We start from the raw sequence: 20,000 nt of genomic DNA on the forward strand, positions 1-20,000 counted from the left end.
CGTCTATTTTTTATAATATTCTTCAATTTGTAAGAAAACTTGTAGTAGTTTTTCTTGTAAAATTTTCGATTTTGTAGAATCTAATGTATTGTGATGTAGATAGAGTGAATAGGGTATTTCAATTTGAATCGCTTCTACATTTGGTTGTTTGGATACTTCGTGAATAATATTTCCACCTTTAAATATCATATCTACTTGAAAGGATAATTCTTCTTTTTCAAAACAATCTACAATGAACTCAAAAGCTTCTTTTGAGATGGTTGTTCCATTCCGAGTGCTTAGAATAATCTTATCTGTTTTAAAATGTTTATCATCATAACTGTGTAAATCTAGAAAACAAACATTTGAATTATTTTGTTTCTTTGCTGTTATTTGTTCCAATATCGTATCGTAATAAGGAGTATAAAATTCCTTCAGCCATTGTTGCTGGATTGCTTTAGAAGGATATTGATTAAATAATGGATTTCCAACTTCATCATATTTTGGAATGATGGATGGTGTGGAAGTTTTAGAAGTATATTTAGATCGATTCACATCAACGATATATCTTGAAAGTTTTGAAGAAATACTTGTAAATGGAAAGTCTTTAATAAATATATCCATTTCCCAATCAGTATGAATTCGTTTTGCTTTTGGATTTATTCGTATTTGAATTCCTTCAGGAATTTCTATTCCGGAATGAGGAATAGACAATAAAATAGGAGAAAAATGATTTTCTTGTTTTACTGTGATATATGAATTCATGAAATCCTCCTAGTAATATTGTGATTATTGAGTAAATTTAGTATACTAAAATTTGAAGGGGTGAATCAAATGAATAAACATGAAATTGATGAAATGTATACTTATTTATTAGAATTTACAGCGGATGTATTATATTGTGCAGCTCCATATAGTGAAAATAGAAAAGTATTAGCTGCTATTACATATGATCCAGATTTTAAACAAAATTTTCTTTTATCCTATCGTAATGAACAAGATACTGTTGAAATGCCTGAAGAAACAAGACAAAGAACTACAGAAGTTTGGATGACTTTTGGAGAAATAATTGATTATGCCTTAAATCAATTACAAGAATTCCGAGTAAAGTATTATCCAAAACAACAGATGAAACGTTCTTTAAGATTATAAAGTAGATTTTTATCCACAGAATGAACAAAATTTATTTCATGTATTGACAGTTATTATACATATTGATATAATAAATTTTGTACTGTTCTAGTAGCTCAGCAGGATAGAGCATTCGCCTTCTAAGCGAACGGTCGGGGGTTCGAATCCCTCCTAGAACGTTTTAGACCTAATTGATAGGTAGAAAGTTGTAAAGAACGTTGATTTATCAACGTTCTTTTTTTCTCTAATTTGGATAAAATACAATGTTACGGAACAAATAAAGAACAAAAAATTATAAAAAGTACAGTTAAAAATAAAATTTTAATGAAAGTGAAAAAGAATTCATTAGTTTTTTATTATTGTATTATTGTGGTATAATACGATTAAAATAGATAGATAAATTGGAGGGATTATGAATGAGTGAACCAGTTGAGGGATATATTCATTCTACAGAGAGTTTTGGTTCTGTTGATGGACCAGGAGTCCGTTTTGTAACGTTTATGCAAGGATGCCGTATGCGTTGCGAGTTTTGCCATAATCCAGACACATGGAATATTGGAGGAGGTAAAAAAATTACAAGCCAAGAATTATTAGAGGAAGCACTACGGTATCGTGCCTTTTGGGGTAAAAAAGGTGGTGTAACAGTGAGTGGAGGAGAACCTTTACTACAAGTAGATTTTCTAATTGATTTCTTCAAACGCTGCAAAGCAATCGGGATTCACACTACATTAGATAGTTGTGGAATGCCATTTACGTATGATGAACCATTCTTTAGTAAATTCGAAGAATTATTAGAATATACAGATTTAATTTTATTAGATATTAAACATATTGATGATGAACAACATAAGAAATTAACAGCTTGGACTAATAAAAATATTTTACAATTAGCAGAATATTTATCAGAAAAAGGTCAGCCAGTTTGGATTCGTCACGTACTAGTTCCAGAACGTTCAGATTATGATGAGTATTTAGAACGTTTAAGTGAATTTGTAGCAGGTTTAAAAAATGTATTAAAATTCGAAGTTTTACCATATCACCGTTTAGGTGTTTATAAATGGAAAAACTTAGGAATTCCATACAAATTAGAACATATTGAACCACCAACAAAAGAACGTGTTGCAAATGCGAACCGTATTTTAAGAACACAAGAATATAAAGGATATTTAGAAGTTTAGATTGGTTTTCTAAATATTGTGTGGTAAAATAATCATTATAAAATTACAAAGTGAGGATATAAGATGAGTAAATTATTAGTTTTTGGACACCAAAATCCAGATACAGATGCGATTACATCAGCTATTTCGTATGCCTATTTTTTAAAACAATTAGGAGAAGATGCAGAAGCAGTTGCATTAGGTGAACCTAATGAAGAAACTCAATATGCACTAAACTATTTTAATAGAACAGCACCACGTGTGATTACATCATTAAGTGAAGAAACAGATAAAGTAGCCTTAGTAGACCATAATGAAGTACAACAAAGTGCTAGTGATGTTGAAAAAGTTGAAGTGCACTATGTCGTGGATCATCATCGTATTGCGAATTTCCAAACGGCAAATCCTCTATTCTATCGTTGTGAACCAGTAGGATGTACAAATACTATTTTATTTAAAATGTATAAAGAATATGGAATCGAAATTCCAAAAGAAATTGCAGGATTAATGGTTTCAGCAATTGTATCTGATACTTTATTATTTAAATCACCAACTTGTACACAACAAGATATTGAAGCAGCAACTGAATTAGCACGTATTGCTGAAATTGATGTAAATTCTTATGGATTAGAAATGCTTAAAGCAGGGACAAATCTATCAACAAAATCAGAAGCAGAATTAATTGATTTAGATGCAAAATCATTCCCAATGGGTTCTTTAAATATGCGTATTGCCCAAGTAAATGTTGTTGATGAACAAGAATTACTAGCTAGACGTGATGCATTAGAATTTAGTATGAAAGAAGCAAATGCAACGCATGGTTACGATACATTTTTATTAGTAGTAACAAATATTTTAACAAGTGTTTCTACTGGATTAGTTGTTGGAGAAGCATTAGATACAGTTGCGAAAGCATTTAATACAGAATATGAAAATGGCTTGTTAATTTTACCGGGGGTTGTATCTCGTAAAAAACAAGTAGTGCCACCTTTAACAGTAGCATTTGAGGGCTAATTTAATTTATGTTTAATCCGAACAATTGATGGACAGAATAGCCATGTCCAGTTCGGATTATTTTATTGAAAAAAATTGGAAAAATGAAGGATGAGAAGCAGTGAAACATTTATTAGACTATTTGAAAAATTTATTGTCTTCTGGATCACAAAAAGAATGGGATATTGCTCAAGTAACACTATTTGTAGAAAATATCCATAGTATGAAGAGATTTTATACACAAGTTTTGGGTTTAACCATTTTACAAGACTTTGAAACAGAGATTTTATTAGGAATGCCTCAGGGAAGTGTTCCGATGATTCGATTATTGGCTGTAGAAAATACTGGAACTCGTAATACCAACTTAACGTATTATTTAGGATTTGAAATTCCAAAAAAACAATTGTTGGGTGATTTAAGTAATCATTTGTTATTGGAAGAACAAATGATTATGGCAACTTGTGATGATGGATATGGTGAAGCTTTTTATATAATGGATCCAGAACAAAATCGTTTAAAATTTTATTGTGTGAAAAAAGATTTATTATTAGAAGATGTCAATCATGAAATGCAATATTTAGAAGGAAATCAAGTCACCATTCCAATTCAAGATTTCATTCAATTGGGTGATACTGGTGTTCATGGTCTTCCTGCTAAAACACGTTTAAATCAAGTTCACTATATTGTAGAAGATATTCAAAAGACTTCTGACTTCCTTCATGATATTTTTCAATTTAAAACAACTTACGATTATGTTGCTGAACGTCAAAATTTTCAAATCAATCAACAATATTATTCGATTGCCATTAATGAGTGGCAAAATATTGACAAAACTCATACCTTATATGGTATTAGAGAAATTATGTTTTTTGTTCCAGAAATTAAAGTGTTAGAAGCCATTGTGGAGCGTTTAGAAGAAATAGAATGGCCTTATTTATACCAAGATTCAGAATTGAAAATTTTAACACCCGATCATATTCGTTATCATTTAAAAGTTGGTGAACGCCTATGAGTTTATTAAATGCTGCAATGTATCGAAAATATCGTAAAAATCCTAAAGTTCGTCATTTAGTAAGTATACTAGCTATTTTAGTATCCGGATTTTTACAAGCATTTACATTAAAGGTTTTTATTCAACCCTCCAATTTATTATCGAGTGGATTTTTAGGGGTTTCTATTTTAATTCATCAAATCGGGGAATTAGTTGGAATGGATTTATCGATTTCACTAATGATGCTAGCATTAAATATTCCAGTTGCGATTATTTGTTACCGAGGGATTAGCCCTAGATTTACGTTTTACTCAATTTTACAAGTATTTTGTGGAAGTTTCTTTATACGAGTATTGCATTTTGAACCTATTTTCGATGATGTATTATTAAATGTTATTTTCGGCGGAGTGTTAAATGGAATTTATATTTCCATTGCTTTAAAAGGAAATGCTTCCACTGGAGGAATGGATTTTATTGCCTTATTCTTTTCTAATCGAAATGGTAAAACAATTTGGCAAGAAGTATTCTTTTTTAATACCTTATTATTATTAATTTTCGGTGCTATTTTTGGTTGGAAATATGCAGGATACTCAATTCTATTCCAATATATTTCAACAAAAGTCATTAGCAATTTCCATCAACGATACCATCGTGTCACTTTACAAATTACAACCCGTTATGGTGAAGAAGTGATGCAAGCGTATTTAAAAAATATTCGTCATGGTATTTCTTGTGTGGAAGCCATTGGTGGTTTTAGTCACGAGAGAATGTATTTGCTTCATACTGTATTATCATCTTATGAATTAATTGATGCAATTTCAGTCTTAAAAGAAGCGGATCCTCGAGTGATTATTAATCAATTTGCAACAGAAAACTTCTATGGAAGATTCCATAGAGATCCTGAATAAGAGAAAGGAGAAGTCTCATATGAAAAAGTATATAAATCAAGAAACTCTAATGTCACTATTGATGGTTACCATCGGATCTTTTATTTTTTCGTTTACGATTAATGCAGTTGTGATTCCCAATCAGTTTGGGAGTGGTGGTGTAACAGGGATTACGTTATTATTATATTATATTATGGGCATTAATCCCGGGACTTCGAATTTAGTGATTAATATTGTTTTACTATTAATTGGTTATCAATATTTAGAACGTAGAACAATGTTTTATACTATTTATGCAGTTATTTTGATGTCTGTATTTTTAGATATTACTAGAGGGGCATATCAATTTGTTCCACAAAATTCATTATTAGCAGCTATTGGTGGCGGAGTAGTTGCAGGGGCTGCTTTAGGTCTTGTTATGTTAGGAAATGGAACGACAGCAGGAACTGATATTATTGCAATGATGTTGAAAAAATATTTAGGATGGAATATCTCTGTTTCATTATTACTATTAGATATTTTTGTTGTAAGTCCGTTATCCATTATTTCTGATTTAGAAAAAGTAATTATTACATTAATTTATTTATTTACTGCAAGTAGAATGATTAATCTTGTGTTAGAAGGATTTAACTCTAAGAAATCCTTTATGATTATCTCTAAGAAATATGAAGAAATTGGTGCTCAAATTCAAGAAAAAATTGGTCGTGGTACAACGATTTTAGATGGGCATGGTTTTTATTCTCGTGAAGAAAGAAAAGTATTATTTGTAGCCGTTAACCGTCTTCAAGTGATGACATTACAAAGAATTATTCATGATGTAGATCCTGAAGCATTTACAATTATTACTGAAGTCACACATGTTATTGGTGAAGGATTTACTTATCAACCAAAATCATAAAAATGATACACTTCCATTTTGGAGGTGTATTTTTTTATAAAAAAGCTTGACTATAACCTAACGTCATACCCTATACTGTAATTGTTAGGAGGAATAAAGATGTATTTCATTAAACAAGTGAGTGAACTTAGTGGTGTATCGGTGCGCACTTTACATCATTATGACAATATAGGTTTACTTTCACCCAAAAAAGATAAAAATGGTTATCGATATTATAGTGAAGAAGACTTATCTTATTTACAAACGATTCTTTACTATAAATATTTAGGATTTTCTCTAAAAGAAATTCAGTCACTGTTGCAACAAAAGGAAGAGGACTTATTACCACACTTACAAAAACAATTAATGTTAATGCAAAATGAAAAGGAAAAACTTCTAACATTAATTGATACATTAGAAAAGACAATTCTGTCTACAGAAAGGAAAATTAGGATGTCATCAGAAGAAAAATTTAAAGGATTTAGTGTTTCAGATAATGAAAAATATAAAAATGAAGCCATAAAAAAATATAGTGAAGAAGTGATTAACGAAGCCGAAGAAAAACAAAAAGGAAAAGAAGATATCGTAGCAGAAGGGTTTAATCGAATTTTCTTCGCTTATGCAGATAATATTCAAAAAGGAATTCCAGCAACTGATGAAGTAAATGTAACTCTTGCAAAAGAATTACATCAGCATATGTGTCAATATGCATTTGATTGTTCGATTGATGTATTTTCAAGTATTGGGCTTGGATATGCACATAATGAGGAATTTAGAACTAATTTAGATAACTATGGAAAAGGTGTTGGACAGTATGCCTGTGACGCCATTCAACAATATGTAGCAAAAGTGAGAGGATATTAAAAAAAGAAAACTGGAGTCGTTATTGGCTCCAGTTTTTTTAGGTTAAATAGATTGGATAGGTTATTAATTTAGCTTCTAAGTCGACTGCTTCAAAAGAAGTGACTTCTCCATCTGTTTGCATCAGAATTGGCTGTTTAATTTTGATACAGGCTTTAGTAGCAGTTTGTTTCATTAAGTGATTCGGAAATTGTTCAAAATGTTGTTTATTCCACAAAATAAATGGAAAAGCTTTAAGAATGACTTTAGTTGTGACATCTCTAGTTACGACCACTTCAAAATGATGCGAATTTTGTTTTGCAGTAGGCACAAATTGAATCCCTCCACCAAAATAAGAGTGATTGAATAGTCCTACTAATAAATTTTTATCAGCTATTTGAACAGGTTTGTCATCGATTTGAATTGAAGCTTGAAATTCTTGATGGTGTTTAAAGGCATCGATTATAGGTGTTAAATAAGATAATTTATTTAAACCAAATCGTTTTTTCTGTGATTTTGATTGGAAATTATTTAACTGACAAATAGCAGCATCTATTCCAAAGCCTAATGAATTAATTGCAATTCCTTTTTTATGACTGAGTTTTTCATGATATGAAATGATTTCAAGCTGTTTAACCGTTTCATTTTGTAGATGCTTTATAAATGTCGCAATATCATGGGTAAATTTCATTTCTCTTGCAAAATCATTTCCTGTTCCTGCGGGTAAGTAAGCTACAGGGATTTCTTGCTTGAATGCAATAAGAGAAGATATAGCTTCATTCAGCGTACCATCTCCACCAATAATGATCATTTTTTGTTCTGAAGATAAGTTTTGAATAATACGGGGGATTATTTCAAATATTTCTCCAGAATATTGTGTTAAATAAGTTGAAAATGTAATGTTGTTTTTTAGACAATAGTTGACTAACTTGTCGAATTGTTTTTTTCCATTTCCACCACCGGAAAATGGATTTGCGATAATCATTAACTGCATAGTATTCTCCTTTTGTGTACAATATATTATAACAAATCGAGTTGATTTTATAAATGAAGAAGTGTTAAGATTAATTTGAAGTTAGAACCGAGGTGACGAAGATGTCTAATAATTTATTTGAAGCAGTTTTAAACCCAACATGGAAAACCTTATCAAATGAAATGAAGGAAGTAGTCATTCAAAATGTGTTAAGACATTTTGTAAATCCAATACTGGAAGTGACAAAAATTACCCCAGTTAGTTATCATTTTGGTGGTATAAAAACAGATACATTTGAAATAGTCATAGATGGTATAGAGTATGTATTTGTACCTGGACAGAAAAAATGTATTTTAGGATGGGATAGAGGATTATCTGGTTTATCTGGGCTTGATTGTAGTGAAGAGCGTCAAGAATTAAGATACGCTTTAAAACGGTATTGTAATCAACAATTAACCAGTTCACTTTTAACAGAAGAAGGATTTTTGAATCAAGATTTTTCTCATATTCGTTTAACAACAGAATACATTGATGAGAAAATTAATCGTTCAACTTCACCTCTACGAGAAGTGAATATTCCAGCATTATTAGTAGAGAAGAAGCCTCAATATGTTGGAATGAAATATATCGGTCAATATAACGTAGTTTCAGGACAATTAATGTCTCATGAAAATCAAACAGATAATCTTCTTGAGAGAATTCATTCATTGTTGGTACCTGAAGGGCAAAATCATTATTTTTTACAAGATTATCCCACAGTAGCTAGAAAAGCTCCTTTATTAATTCAACAAAATCATTTGAATCCTGATATTTTTAATTGTTATGTAGATGATGCGATTTCTTATTCTGATGTAAAAAGGGAAGTAGAGCGTCATGGTTTTGGATTATTAAATGAAGATGAATGGGAGTATTGTTGTGGAGCAAGTTGTCGTCGTTTATTCAAATGGGGAAATCAGTTAAAGCGTCAGTTTTTCCAGCAAAATATTTCTCCTTTATGGAAAGAGAATATGTTTGGTTTAACGATTGCGAATGCGGAATTTGGTTCGGAATTAATCGATGATGTATCTGTTACAAAGGGTGGTTGGTTAGAGGAGACTCACAAGGCACCGATTATTAATTTATTGCCCTTGTCTTCGTATTATCGTGGTGAGGGAATTGAGGATAAGGAGAAAGAGTTAACTCCAGGATATTATTGCGTAAGAAAAGTAATGCGTGTTGATTCAAATGGATAGATTTTTTGAATAGAAATTTTATAGTAGCTAGGGCGCAAGCAAACCTACGGTTTCAGCTACTATGGAATTTCTATTCTTTTTTGTCAAAAAGTCAAAAAAAGTCAAAGAAAATGTTTGACCTTTATTGACTAAAGGTGTATACTATAAACATCAAAGAAATTTGATAAAGAAATGGAAGAAAAAGAATGGGGGAAGCAAGATGAATATTGAAAAAATGACAACGATGATGCAACAATCACTTGCTCAGGCACAAGAAATTGCGCAAAATAGAAAACATCAAGAAATTGATATCTCACATTTGTGGAAAGTATTTTTAACGCCTAATCATTTTGTGAGAAATCTATATGAAGATGTCCATGTTCCAATTTCAGAATTAGAAAAATTTGTGGATGAAAAAATTGATCAATTACCAATAGTAGAAGGAAGCCAAGTCCAATATGGTCAAAGTTTAAGTCCATCTTTCTATCAATTACTAACGAAAGCAGATGAAATTAGACAACAATTTCAAGATGAATATTTAGCAACTGAAGTGATTGTACTAGCTTTAATGGAAATTAATCATCCTATTAAAGAATTTTTAGTGAAACATCAAGTAACAAAACAAGTATTACAAGAAAGAATTGAAAAATTGAGAGGAGGAAGTCGTGTGACTAGTCAAAATCAAGAAAATCAATATGAAGCATTAAAACAATATGCACAAAATTTAAATGAAGCCGTAAAATCTGGAAAACAGGATCCAGTTATTGGACGTGATGAAGAAATTCGTGATGTTATCCGTATTTTATCTAGAAAAACAAAGAACAATCCTGTATTAATCGGGGAACCTGGGGTAGGTAAAACAGCTATCGTTGAAGGACTTGCACAAAGAATTGTTCGCAAAGACGTTCCTGAAAATTTAAAAGATAAAGTCATTTACTCATTAGATATGGGAGCCTTGATTGCAGGTGCTAAATTCCGTGGGGAATTTGAAGAACGATTAAAAGCAGTTTTAGCAGAAGTTACAAAATCAGAAGGACAAATCATTTTATTTATTGATGAAATTCATACGATTGTTGGAGCTGGTAAAACAGAAGGCTCAATGGATGCTGGAAACCTATTAAAACCAATGTTAGCTCGTGGAGAATTACACTGTATCGGGGCAACAACCTTGGATGAATATCGTGAAAATATGGAAAAAGATAAAGCTTTAGAAAGACGTTTCCAAAAAGTATTAGTTCACGAACCAACAGTAGAAGATACAATTTCTATTTTACGTGGATTAAAAGAACGTTTTGAAATTCACCATAGTGTAAATATTCATGATAATGCTTTAGTAGCAGCAGCAACTTTATCAAATCGATATATTACAGACCGTTATTTACCAGATAAAGCCATTGATTTAGTCGATGAGGCATGTGCAACAATTCGTGTAGAAATGAATTCGATGCCAACTCAATTGGATGCAGTGACTCGTCGTTTAATGCAATTAGAAATTGAAGAACAAGCATTAAAAATGGAAAAAGATGAAGCAAGTAAGAAGCGCTTATCGATTCTTCAAGAAGAATTAGCAACATTACGTGAAGAAGCAAATAGCTTGAAAATGAAATGGGAAATCGAAAAAGAAGAAGTGAATAAAATTCGTGATAAACGTGAAGAAATTGATCGCTTAAAACATGAATTAGAAGAAGCTGAAGCTGAATATAATTTAGAAAAAGCTGCTGAACTTCGCCATGGTCGTATTCCTAAATTAGAAAAAGAAATTCAAGAATTAGAAGCACAAGCGAAACTTCATGCTCAAGAAGATAATCGATTAGTGCAAGAAGCTGTAACAGATGAAGAAATAGCTCGTGTGGTAGGTCGATTAACAGGTATTCCTGTAACAAAATTAGTCGAAGGAGAAAGAGAAAAACTTCTTCAATTAGAAGATACGTTACATGAACGTGTTATTGGACAAGATGAAGCTGTTCAAAAAGTGGCAGATGCAGTCTTACGTTCTCGTGCAGGATTACAAAATCCAAATCGTCCAATTGGTAGCTTCTTATTCTTAGGTCCAACTGGTGTCGGTAAAACAGAATTAGCGAAAACTTTGGCAGAAAACTTATTTGATAGCCAAGACCATATGGTCAGAATTGATATGAGTGAATATATGGAGAAATTCTCTGTGAGTCGTTTAGTTGGAGCGCCTCCAGGATATGTAGGTTATGAAGAAGGAGGTCAATTAACAGAAGCAGTTCGTCGTAATCCATATACGATTGTTTTATTAGATGAAATTGAAAAAGCACATCCAGATGTCTTCAATATTTTATTACAAGTATTAGATGATGGTCGTCTAACAGATTCAAAAGGTAGAGTGGTTGACTTTAAAAATACGGTCTTCATTATGACAAGTAATATTGGATCTCAATTCTTATTAGAAATTCAAGGAGAAACAATTGATGCTGAAACAAGACAAGCAGTGGAAAGTGTCTTGAAGGGTACATTTAAACCTGAATTTTTAAACCGTATTGATGAAACAATCTTCTTTACACCTTTATCAAGAACTCATATTCATGGAATCATTGGTAAGATGTTGAAAGATTTAAATCTTCGTTTACAAGAGCAAGAGATTCAATTAGAGTTCACGGATGAATTGAAAGATTGGATTTCGGAAAATGCTTATAATCCGGTTTATGGTGCTAGACCAATTGCTCGTTATATTCAACGTGAAATTGAAACACCATTAGCGAAAGAATTAATCCGTTCAAGTATTTTACCAGGAAATACTGTACAATGTGATGTAGTAGCAGACCATGTTACCTTTCATGTAGTTGAAGAATTAAAATAAAAAAGAAAAACTTTTCTATGTAGTAAGGACGCCAGCAGACCTGCGGTCTCATGGCTAAAATTTGAGCCTAGGTCTCAAATTTTCCTGTACTATAAGCCACAGTTTTGTGGCTTATAGTACTACTACTTAGAAAAGTTTTCTTTTTTATTTTAATTAAAACTCATTACATATAATAACTAATATTCATTAATTTATTCACTTACCGTTTTGCGTTTACGGATGCCCCAGAATTGGAAGTAGTCGGTACGAATGGCACCATTGTATAGTTTACGTTTTTTAGTGGCTTGTTTTCCGTAATGTTCTTCAAAACTTAAATCACTCGTTAAAATATACTTACTCCAAGTTTCTAATGGTTCATATGTTTGTCCCATTTGACGGTAAATATTTTGAGCTTGTTCTTCAGATAATAAACGATCACCATATGGTGGATTAGCGACTAATACACCATTTTCTTTCTTCGTACGGAAATCTTTTAATTGCATTTGCTTAAATTCAATATGCTCGCGAACACCAGCTTTAATTGCATTTTGTTTTGCAATTTCAATCATAGAACCATCAATATCAGCTCCAAGAATGTCTAATGTTACATCTGTACGAATTTCTTTTCTTGCTTCTTGACGAACAGTGTCAAATGCTTTTGGATCAAAGAATGTCCATTTTTCAGCTGCAAATGAGCGGTTTAATCCAGGTGCAATGTTTAATCCAATTAAAGCAGCTTCGATTGGAATAGTACCTGAACCACAACATGGATCGTAAAATGGTTTATCTGGGAACCAATTCGTTAACATGACAAGAGCAGCAGCCATATTTTCTTTTAATGGTGCGCCACCTTTTTCAGTACGGTAGCCACGTTTAAATAAACTTGTTCCACTTGTATCAATCGTTAATGTTACGACATCTTTTAGAATAGAAACTTCGATAGGATAGAGTGCTCCTGTTTCTGGTAAATGTGTTTTACGAGCGTAAGCTGCACTTAAACGGTTAACAATTGCTTTTTTAACAATTGATTGGCAGTTTGGAACACTATGTAACGTTGATTTAACTGATTTTCCAGATACGGGAAATTCTGCATCAACTGGTAAAATTTGTTCCCAAGGAAGTGCTTTTGTTTGTTCAAATAAAGCATCAAAAGTTTTAGCGGTAAATTGACCAAAAACGATTTTAATACGATCTGCGGTACGTAAATAAATATTCGTTTTCGCAATATCATAATCGCCTCCAGTAAAATAAGCTTTTCCATTTTCAACTTGGCAATCATATCCAAGAGTTCTTAATTCTTTTCCAACAAGTGCTTCAATGCCAGCTGCAGCAGTGGCGACTAATTTATAAGTTGTCATAATGATTTCCTTTCTATGAAAGTTTTGTTTTTCAAAAAAAATACCGGGAGACCCCGGTAAATAACCTGAATGCAAACTTCTATAAGCCATGTTCTGTTCCATCAATTAGCAGGTTCTAATTGATTTCAGTAATCATCTGTCTACACAAATGTGCCTCTTATTTCGTTCATTTCCTAATAAAGAGTGCCCCTACCATATGTTTGGGTTGCTCGCTCGAGGGGTTTACCGCGTTCCACCATTTCCGTTTCCAGAAATGCTTCGTCACTGTGGCACTTTCAAGAATACTTTGGCATAGAAATTCCTTAGCCATTTTTTCTGCCGTCAACAAGTTGTTGCCTTAGCTTATTGTTTCGCTAAGCACGAACACTACAGACATCTCAGTCTGTGCGAGCATGGACTTTCCTCAGTAGTGCAATCACTACCGCGATTACTCAAAGTTTACAAGTATTATTAATCTTTAATTGGGGTAATAACACGAGTTTTATCTAAATCATCATCGTCATCTTCTTCTAATTTTTCATCAAATACATGTTTTTCTAAATTGGCTAAACGTTTTAAAATATCAAAGTTTGTAACACCAGCAGAAGGAATGCTAGCTGAGCGAGTTCCTTTTGTGACAGTTGCTTGTTTTGATAATTCGTCAACTTTATTTACTAAACGTTCATTTTCACTTTGTAAAAAGCTAATTTCTTTTTGGAATGTATCATAATCACGAATAATTAAATCTAAAAATGCATCTACTTCTTCAATGTCAAATCCTCTAAATGAGCGTTTAAATTGTTTATTTAAAATATCTTTTGTTGATAAATGTCTTGCCATGGTTTCATTACTCCTTAATATTAATCATTATATAGTTTACTCTAGTATACTTGCTACTCGATGCATAACTGTCTTTTGCAAGCAGTGAAAAACCTCTCGTTTTTCTATCTTCAATATCATACTAAAAATTCAGAAAAATTACAAATATGTTACATTAAATTTTTAGTCAAATTTTATTTTCTTTGTTATAATGTCTTGTGAACAAGGATATACGCAAAAGGAGAGTTAATAAATGGATTGGTTAGAAGTTACAGTAGTAACTCATACAGAAAGTGTAGAGGCAGTCAGTGAAATTTTTATGGAAATTGGAGCTAAAGGAGTTTTGATTGAAGATCCGCTTGATTATGATCAATTAAATCAAGAACAATTAGAATGGCTTTCAGTAGAAAGAAAGTCTTTATATGAAACAGATGAAGTTTTTGTTAAAGCTTATTTCCAACCAAATCAATGGAATGATGAAATGACGGAAACAGTTACGAATAGAGTTCAAGAACTAAAATCTTTCGGATTAACCATTGGTAAGGGAATTGTGACATTACAAACAGTAGGGGAAGCAGACTGGGCAGAAGCTTGGAAAAAATATTATTTCCCAGTTCGTGTAACTAGATATTTAACAGTTGTGCCAAGTTGGTTAGAGTATCAAAAACAACAAGAAGATGAACGCTTAATCCGATTAGATCCAGGTTTAGCATTCGGAACAGGTACACATCCAACGACTCAATTATCGCTAGCAGCTTTAGAGCAATATGTTCGTGGTGGAGAGAGTGTATTAGATGTTGGAACAGGATCTGGTGTGTTAAGTATTGCTGCTAAACTGTTAGGTGCAAGTACAGTTACAGCATTTGACATTGATGAAATGGCAACAAGAGTTTCAAAAGAAAACATTTCATTAAACCCAGAAGTTGGAGGAATTTCTGTTTATGAAAATAATTTATTACAAGGAATTAATCAACCTTCTGATCTAATTGTAGCAAATATTTTAGCGGAAATTTTATTAATGATGCCGGCGGATGCTTATCATAATTTAAAAGAAAATGGTGTCTTAATTTTATCAGGAATTATTCAATCAAAAGCAGAGGAAGTACGTGCTGCTTATGAAAATGCTGGATTTTCTTTAAAAAAACAATTAACAATGGGTGAATGGAATACATTTGTCATGATAAAAGCGAAAGACTAGGTGAACGAGATGCAACGTTATTTTATTGATCAAGTCATTCAATCTGTAGGAGAAAAGATCTCCGTTCCTAAAGAGCAAGAGCATCATATGGTAAAAGTGATGCGAATGAATATCGAAGAATGTTGTGAAATTGTAGATGAGAATGAACAATTGTATATCTCAAAAATCACACAATTATCACCATTCGAGTTAACAATAGTAGAACATAAAGAACAAAATGTTGAATTACCGATTGATGTGAAAATTTTTGTAGGGCTATCAAAAGGGGATAAATTAGAAACGATTGTTCAAAAAGCTACAGAATTAGGCGTTCATACGATTGTACCCGTAGAATTGAAACGCAATATGGTGAAATGGACAAAGGATAAATCTCAAAAGAAAATTGAAAGATTACAAAAAATTGCGCAAGAAGCAGCTGAACAATCTCACCGACTACATATTCCAAAAGTGTTAGAGTTAATGACATTAAAGGAAAGTGTCGTATTAGCTAAGCAATCGACAAAAGCATTAGTTGCCTTTGAAGAAGTTGCTAAACAAGGAGAAGCAGCAGCTTTGGTTCAATCATTTACTTCATTAAAAGAAGGAGATTCAATTGCCTTTTATTTTGGTCCTGAAGGTGGATTTGATGTTCAAGAAATTGAGTACTTAAATAGCCAAGAAGTATACTCTTGTGCCTTAGGTCCAAGAATTTTACGAGCAGAAACAGCACCAATGTATGCACTAGCTGCAGTGTCCTATCATTTCGAATTGTTAAAAGGTTAGAAATAGTTGACGGAAGACAAAGAAAGAGATAGGATAAGTATTAACTAAAGTTAAGAAAACAGTAACAAAATCATTTTTATACGGTTACTGTCATGAATTAAGGGGAAAAACGTATATGTCAAAAAATAAAAATTATACGGCTGAAGATGTCATTTCACTTTGTCGTGAATATATGAATGAAAAAAGTATTCAGTTCATCGAAAAAGCCATTGAATATGCAACTTATGCCCATAAAGATCAAGTGAGAAAATCTGGCGAAGCATATATTGTTCACCCAATTCAAGTAGCTGGAATTTTGGCAGAATTACACTTAGATCCAGATACGATTGCAACAGGATTTTTGCACGATGTAGTAGAAGATACAGGATTTACAATCGAAGACATTGATTATGTTTTTGGCAAAGATGTTGCATTTTTAGTAGATGGTGTTACAAAACTAGGAAAAATTAAATATAAATCTCATGAAGAACAACAAGCGGAAAATCACCGTAAAATGTTATTAGCGATGGCAAATGATTTAAGGGTTATTATGGTAAAACTAGCTGACCGTTTACATAATTTAAGAACCTTAAAATTCCATAAACCAGAAAAACAACGCATGATTGCTAATGAAACATTAGAGATTTATGCTCCTTTAGCTCATCGACTAGGGATGAATAAAATTAAGTGGGAATTAGAAGATACATCATTAAGATATTTAAACCCACAACAATATTATCGCATTGTTCAATTAATGGATTCAAAACGTGATGAACGTGAAGCATATATTCATGAAACAGTGGTGAATATTGAAGAAGCTACAAAAGAATTAGAAATTGAAGCTGAAATTTATGGACGACCAAAACACATTTATTCAATTTATCGTAAAATGAAAGATAAAAAGAAAGAGTTCAATGAAATCTATGATTTATTAGCGATTCGTGTTTTAGTGAATAGTATTCGTGATTGTTACGCAGTTGTTGGGGCAATTCATACAAAATGGAAACCAATGCCTCGTCGTTTCAAAGATTATATTGCAATGCCTAAGGCAAATATGTATCAATCAATTCATACGACTGTAATTGGACCTGGAGGTAAACCGGTAGAAATTCAAATTCGTACATTTGAAATGCATGCAGTTGCTGAATACGGGGTTGCAGCTCACTGGGCTTATAAAGAAGGAAACACGCAAAAAGTATCAAATGATCCACTTCAAAAACAATTAGATTGGTTTAAAGATTTAATTGAATTACAAGATGATTCAAAAGATGCTAATGACTTTATGAATAGTGTAAAGGAAGATATTTTTGGAGATAAAGTATATGTCTTTACTCCAAAAGGAGATGTGTCTGAATTACCATTAGGATCTGGACCATTAGACTTTGCTTATAATATTCATACTGAAGTTGGAAATAAAACTGTTGGTGCAAAAGTAAATAATAAAATTGTACCGTTAAATTATCAGTTAAAAACTGGAGACATTGTAGAAGTATTAACTTCTGCGAATTCATTTGGTCCATCAAGAGACTGGATTAATTTAGTATTTACGACTCGTGCAAAAAATAAAATTCGTCGGTTCTTTAAATTACAAAATCGTGAAGAAAGTATTCTTCGTGGACGTGATTTACTAGAAAAACAAATTGCTGATTTAGAGTTTTCTCCAAAAGACTTTTTAACGAAGACTCAATTAAAAGAAATTTCAAATCGATTTAATTTTGCGAATGAAGATGATTTATTTGCAGCGATTGGATTTGGAGAAGTATCTGTTCAAACGGTTGCGAATCGATTAACCGATAAAGCACGTCGTAAAATTGAACAACAAAAAATGCAAGAAGAAGCATTTGAACAAACGACTGAGAAAATTCATCGTAAAGATACTCAAAAGATGAGTATTAAGCATGAAAATGGCGTTATTATTGAAGGGGTTAATAACTTATTAATTCGTTTAAGTCGTTGTTGTAATCCGGTGCCGGGTGATGAAATTGTTGGATATATTACAAAAGGACGTGGCATTTCTGTCCATCGTAAAGATTGTCCGAATGTTAAAGTTCAACAAGATCAACAAACTCGTTTAATTGATGTAGATTGGGAAGATACAGGTAATTCTAAGCAACAATATGATACAGAACTAGTTGTTGAAGGATATAATCGTAATGGTTTATTGAATGAGGTATTAAATGTTATCAATAGTATTACGAAATCTTTAAATTCTGTAAATGGTAAAGTGGATTCTAATAAGATGGCTACGATTACAGTTAATATTGGGATTCATAATACGGAACAATTAGAATATATTGTAAAGAAAATTAATCAAATTCCTGATGTTTATAGTGTTCGTCGTGTGATTTCATAAGCGAATACGAGAAAGAGGAAAGTGTTATGAGAATTGTTTTACAGCGTGTTGCTCATGCGAGTGTTACAGTTGATGAGAAAGTCATTGGAAAGATTCAACGTGGTTTTCTTTTGTTAGTGGGTGTAACGCATGATGATGCAATGGAGGATATGGAATATCTTGTTCGTAAGATTGTTCAGATGAGAATTTTTGAGGATGAAGAGGGTAAATTGAATCGTAGTATTCAAGATATTGGCGGTGAGATTTTATCGGTTTCGCAGTTTACTTTATATGCGGAAACGAAGAAGGGGAATCGTCCTTCGTTTTCAAAGGCAGCTCCTGGGGATGTTGCGCTTGAGATGTTTGAGCAGTTTAATGGTTTGTTGAGAGAGACGGGAGTTCCTGTTGAGACGGGTCAGTTTGGTGCGGATATGAAAGTAGAGTTACTAAATGATGGACCAGTGACAATACTGTTGGATTCAAAAAACCGTTAATGGGGCGTAATAGAAAAAGAGAACTGGAAAGAATTTCTTATTGTAGTAGTAATGGACGGTAGCAGACTCGCAAAAATGCGAGTCTCATACCTAAAAATCGAGCCTAAGGTCTCGATTTTTCCAGTAATAGAAGCCAAAGGCTTCTATTACATGTACTACTACGGGAAATCTTTCCAGTTCTCTTTTTCTATACTTTTTGAGTGTCACTCATTTAAGAGGCGGTGAAAACTATATTGCATAAAAAATTAAAACAGGAAAGTCCCTTGTTAATAGGGGAGTATTTCCTGTTTTTCATTTCTAAACTTTTATTGGCGTTGGTTTTCTAGGTCTGTGCGGACTACTAAGACGTCACAGCTAGCATTTCTGATGACGTATTCTGATACTGATCCGATAAATAATCGTTCTACTGCGTTTAGTCCTGTGGCGCCCATCATAATTAAATCAATTTGATAATCCTTTGGAATATTTTTAGAAATATACACTTTTGGAGAACCGTATTCTAAAAAAAAATCGATGTCATTAAAATTATGTTCTTGGGCATATTGACGGTATTCTTGGAATAAGTTTTCTGTTTGTCTTTGAATTTCTTCATTAAAGTTTCCTTCGAAACCAGTAGGAGTTTGAAGGACTCTTGTATCAATAATATGTGCAATTAATACTTGAGCACGATTTCTTTTAGCGACCTCAATTGCTTTTTCAAAAGCTAATCTAGCTTCATTTGATCCATCTACCGGAACTAAAATTTTTGAATATTCATGGAACATAACAATCACTCCTTCATCTTTATACTTTTATTATACCACTATGAAATACTTTTTAAAGGGGTTTCATAAAGAGAAAATCCGTTTATAAAAGAAAAAACCACTCAAAGAGTGGTCCAAAGTAAAAACTTTATTGATAGATTTCCGGTGATGTCGTTTGATGTATTTGATAGTTTTGAACCCGCATTCTAAGCAGGTGGGCTTCTATGAGTTATTTCTTAACTTCCACGTGCAATGGCTTGTTATCCATAACAACAATCTGAATCCCTAAAAAGTCATTAATTGTTCGGTCAATACTTAGTAAATACCGCGCACATCTCAGATTTCTATGTCACTATAGTAGCACTCCTTATATAAAAAATCAATACTTATATTGATAGCGTTTACTTATAATTGAAGCGCAAATATTTTTTTAAGCAGATGTTAGGGTATCATACATTTGTGACAAAAAAGAATAAAAAAAAGAGAACCAATGT

General features: G+C 32.3%; 18 protein-coding genes, 1 tRNA gene and 2 other RNA genes. 14 read left to right on the forward strand and 7 right to left on the reverse strand.

From position 1 onward, the window contains the following. Nucleotides 1-3: 3 nt before the first annotated feature. Nucleotides 4-744, reverse strand: a complete 741-nt coding sequence (locus RYL55_RS03910; RefSeq protein ID WP_315007488.1) for an N-formylglutamate amidohydrolase — start codon at nucleotides 742-744, stop codon at nucleotides 4-6. Between the two features lie 69 nt (nucleotides 745-813). Between RYL55_RS03910 and RYL55_RS03915 the strand changes: the two genes are divergently transcribed. The 8 genes from RYL55_RS03915 (at nucleotide 814) to RYL55_RS03950 (ending at nucleotide 6,879) form a co-directional block, all read left to right on the forward strand. Beyond that, nucleotides 814-1,131 (forward strand): hypothetical protein, encoded by a 318-nt coding sequence (locus RYL55_RS03915; RefSeq protein ID WP_315007489.1) that lies wholly within the window; start codon nucleotides 814-816, stop codon nucleotides 1,129-1,131. Between the two features lie 84 nt (nucleotides 1,132-1,215). Then, nucleotides 1,216-1,289: transfer RNA gene (locus RYL55_RS03920), tRNA-Arg, on the forward strand. A gap of 237 nt (nucleotides 1,290-1,526) precedes the next feature. Beyond that, nucleotides 1,527-2,288 carry a pyruvate formate-lyase-activating protein gene (gene pflA / locus RYL55_RS03925; protein WP_315007491.1) on the forward strand — a complete coding sequence of 254 codons (762 nt, stop codon included), beginning with the start codon at nucleotides 1,527-1,529 and terminating at the stop codon, nucleotides 2,286-2,288. A 63-nt stretch (nucleotides 2,289-2,351) separates the two neighbouring features. Further along, nucleotides 2,352-3,281, forward strand: a complete 930-nt coding sequence (locus RYL55_RS03930) for a manganese-dependent inorganic pyrophosphatase (RefSeq protein ID WP_315007493.1) — start codon at nucleotides 2,352-2,354, stop codon at nucleotides 3,279-3,281. 100 nt (nucleotides 3,282-3,381) lie between these two features. Next, nucleotides 3,382-4,272, forward strand: a complete 891-nt coding sequence (locus tag RYL55_RS03935) for a VOC family protein (RefSeq protein ID WP_315007494.1) — start codon at nucleotides 3,382-3,384, stop codon at nucleotides 4,270-4,272. Further along, on the forward strand, nucleotides 4,269-5,159 hold the full coding sequence (locus tag RYL55_RS03940) for a YitT family protein (RefSeq protein WP_315007495.1): 891 nt from the start codon (nucleotides 4,269-4,271) through the stop codon (nucleotides 5,157-5,159). The genes RYL55_RS03935 and RYL55_RS03940 overlap by 4 nt, the downstream gene beginning before the upstream one ends. A 19-nt stretch (nucleotides 5,160-5,178) precedes the next feature. Beyond that, a complete protein-coding gene (locus tag RYL55_RS03945) occupies nucleotides 5,179-6,036 on the forward strand; it encodes a YitT family protein (protein WP_315007496.1) in 858 nt (285 codons plus the stop codon). A 99-nt stretch (nucleotides 6,037-6,135) separates the two neighbouring features. Then, a complete protein-coding gene (locus RYL55_RS03950) occupies nucleotides 6,136-6,879 on the forward strand; it encodes a MerR family transcriptional regulator (protein WP_315007498.1) in 744 nt (247 codons plus the stop codon). 37 nt (nucleotides 6,880-6,916) lie between these two features. Here the strand turns inward: RYL55_RS03950 and RYL55_RS03955 are convergent, their stop codons facing one another. Beyond that, a complete protein-coding gene (locus RYL55_RS03955; RefSeq protein ID WP_315007500.1) occupies nucleotides 6,917-7,849 on the reverse strand; it encodes a diacylglycerol kinase family protein in 933 nt (310 codons plus the stop codon). Nucleotides 7,850-7,950: 101 nt separating this feature from the next. Here RYL55_RS03955 and RYL55_RS03960 point away from each other — a divergent pair, with 101 nt between their 5' ends. Further along, the gene (locus RYL55_RS03960) at nucleotides 7,951-9,060 is read left to right on the forward strand and encodes a hypothetical protein (protein WP_315007502.1); all 1,110 of its coding nucleotides are present in this window, start codon (nucleotides 7,951-7,953) and stop codon (nucleotides 9,058-9,060) included. A 199-nt stretch (nucleotides 9,061-9,259) separates the two neighbouring features. After that, the gene (gene clpB, locus RYL55_RS03965) at nucleotides 9,260-11,863 is read left to right on the forward strand and encodes an ATP-dependent chaperone ClpB (RefSeq protein WP_315007504.1); all 2,604 of its coding nucleotides are present in this window, start codon (nucleotides 9,260-9,262) and stop codon (nucleotides 11,861-11,863) included. A gap of 191 nt (nucleotides 11,864-12,054) precedes the next feature. Here the strand turns inward: clpB and RYL55_RS03970 are convergent, their stop codons facing one another. The 3 genes from RYL55_RS03970 to gpsB all read right to left on the reverse strand — a co-directional run bounded on the left by RYL55_RS03970 (nucleotide 12,055) and on the right by gpsB (nucleotide 14,019). Further along, complete coding sequence (locus RYL55_RS03970) at nucleotides 12,055-13,200, reverse strand: class I SAM-dependent RNA methyltransferase (protein ID WP_315007505.1); 1,146 nt, start codon at nucleotides 13,198-13,200, stop codon at nucleotides 12,055-12,057. 77 nt (nucleotides 13,201-13,277) lie between these two features. Continuing rightward, nucleotides 13,278-13,639: RNase P RNA component class B (rnpB, locus tag RYL55_RS03975), an RNA gene on the reverse strand. Between the two features lie 11 nt (nucleotides 13,640-13,650). Then, nucleotides 13,651-14,019, reverse strand: a complete 369-nt coding sequence (gpsB, locus tag RYL55_RS03980) for a cell division regulator GpsB (protein WP_315007507.1) — start codon at nucleotides 14,017-14,019, stop codon at nucleotides 13,651-13,653. Nucleotides 14,020-14,251: 232 nt separating this feature from the next. On the opposite strand from gpsB, the gene prmA reads away from it, so the two are divergent. From prmA to dtd, 4 genes are all read left to right on the forward strand, one after another. Next, nucleotides 14,252-15,196, forward strand: a complete 945-nt coding sequence (prmA, locus tag RYL55_RS03985; protein WP_315007509.1) for a 50S ribosomal protein L11 methyltransferase — start codon at nucleotides 14,252-14,254, stop codon at nucleotides 15,194-15,196. Nucleotides 15,197-15,205: 9 nt separating this feature from the next. Beyond that, entirely contained in the window at nucleotides 15,206-15,958 is a 753-nt protein-coding gene (locus RYL55_RS03990; protein ID WP_315007510.1) for a 16S rRNA (uracil(1498)-N(3))-methyltransferase, read from the forward strand. A 115-nt stretch (nucleotides 15,959-16,073) separates the two neighbouring features. Continuing rightward, complete coding sequence (locus RYL55_RS03995) at nucleotides 16,074-18,290, forward strand: bifunctional (p)ppGpp synthetase/guanosine-3',5'-bis(diphosphate) 3'-pyrophosphohydrolase (RefSeq protein WP_315007513.1); 2,217 nt, start codon at nucleotides 16,074-16,076, stop codon at nucleotides 18,288-18,290. A gap of 26 nt (nucleotides 18,291-18,316) precedes the next feature. Continuing rightward, on the forward strand, nucleotides 18,317-18,763 hold the full coding sequence (gene dtd, locus RYL55_RS04000) for a D-aminoacyl-tRNA deacylase (RefSeq protein ID WP_315007515.1): 447 nt from the start codon (nucleotides 18,317-18,319) through the stop codon (nucleotides 18,761-18,763). Between the two features lie 305 nt (nucleotides 18,764-19,068). On the opposite strand, the gene RYL55_RS04005 is transcribed toward dtd, so the two are convergent. Both RYL55_RS04005 and ssrS read right to left on the reverse strand, forming a co-directional pair. Continuing rightward, entirely contained in the window at nucleotides 19,069-19,527 is a 459-nt protein-coding gene (locus RYL55_RS04005) for a universal stress protein (RefSeq protein ID WP_315007517.1), read from the reverse strand. Nucleotides 19,528-19,661: 134 nt separating this feature from the next. After that, a non-coding RNA gene (gene ssrS, locus RYL55_RS04010) (6S RNA) lies at nucleotides 19,662-19,852 on the reverse strand. Nucleotides 19,853-20,000: the final 148 nt, after the last annotated feature.

The organism is uncultured Granulicatella sp. (assembly GCF_963515615.1).
Taxonomy (GTDB): domain Bacteria; phylum Bacillota; class Bacilli; order Lactobacillales; family Aerococcaceae; genus Granulicatella.

What these genes read in the sequence shown, in the direction of transcription:
- RYL55_RS03910 (WP_315007488.1), bottom strand. Translation starts at nt 744, where the DNA reads ATGAATTCATATATCACAGTAAAACAAGAAAATCATTTTTCTCCTATT.
- RYL55_RS03915 (WP_315007489.1), top strand. Translation starts at nt 814, where the DNA reads ATGAATAAACATGAAATTGATGAAATGTATACTTATTTATTAGAATTT.
- pflA (WP_315007491.1), top strand. Translation starts at nt 1,527, where the DNA reads ATGAGTGAACCAGTTGAGGGATATATTCATTCTACAGAGAGTTTTGGT.
- RYL55_RS03930 (WP_315007493.1), top strand. Translation starts at nt 2,352, where the DNA reads ATGAGTAAATTATTAGTTTTTGGACACCAAAATCCAGATACAGATGCG.
- RYL55_RS03940 (WP_315007495.1), top strand. Translation starts at nt 4,269, where the DNA reads ATGAGTTTATTAAATGCTGCAATGTATCGAAAATATCGTAAAAATCCT.
- RYL55_RS03945 (WP_315007496.1), top strand. Translation starts at nt 5,179, where the DNA reads ATGAAAAAGTATATAAATCAAGAAACTCTAATGTCACTATTGATGGTT.
- RYL55_RS03950 (WP_315007498.1), top strand. Translation starts at nt 6,136, where the DNA reads ATGTATTTCATTAAACAAGTGAGTGAACTTAGTGGTGTATCGGTGCGC.
- RYL55_RS03955 (WP_315007500.1), bottom strand. Translation starts at nt 7,849, where the DNA reads ATGCAGTTAATGATTATCGCAAATCCATTTTCCGGTGGTGGAAATGGA.
- RYL55_RS03960 (WP_315007502.1), top strand. Translation starts at nt 7,951, where the DNA reads ATGTCTAATAATTTATTTGAAGCAGTTTTAAACCCAACATGGAAAACC.
- clpB (WP_315007504.1), top strand. Translation starts at nt 9,260, where the DNA reads ATGAATATTGAAAAAATGACAACGATGATGCAACAATCACTTGCTCAG.
- RYL55_RS03970 (WP_315007505.1), bottom strand. Translation starts at nt 13,200, where the DNA reads ATGACAACTTATAAATTAGTCGCCACTGCTGCAGCTGGCATTGAAGCA.
- gpsB (WP_315007507.1), bottom strand. Translation starts at nt 14,019, where the DNA reads ATGGCAAGACATTTATCAACAAAAGATATTTTAAATAAACAATTTAAA.
- prmA (WP_315007509.1), top strand. Translation starts at nt 14,252, where the DNA reads ATGGATTGGTTAGAAGTTACAGTAGTAACTCATACAGAAAGTGTAGAG.
- RYL55_RS03990 (WP_315007510.1), top strand. Translation starts at nt 15,206, where the DNA reads ATGCAACGTTATTTTATTGATCAAGTCATTCAATCTGTAGGAGAAAAG.
- RYL55_RS03995 (WP_315007513.1), top strand. Translation starts at nt 16,074, where the DNA reads ATGTCAAAAAATAAAAATTATACGGCTGAAGATGTCATTTCACTTTGT.
- dtd (WP_315007515.1), top strand. Translation starts at nt 18,317, where the DNA reads ATGAGAATTGTTTTACAGCGTGTTGCTCATGCGAGTGTTACAGTTGAT.
- RYL55_RS04005 (WP_315007517.1), bottom strand. Translation starts at nt 19,527, where the DNA reads ATGTTCCATGAATATTCAAAAATTTTAGTTCCGGTAGATGGATCAAAT.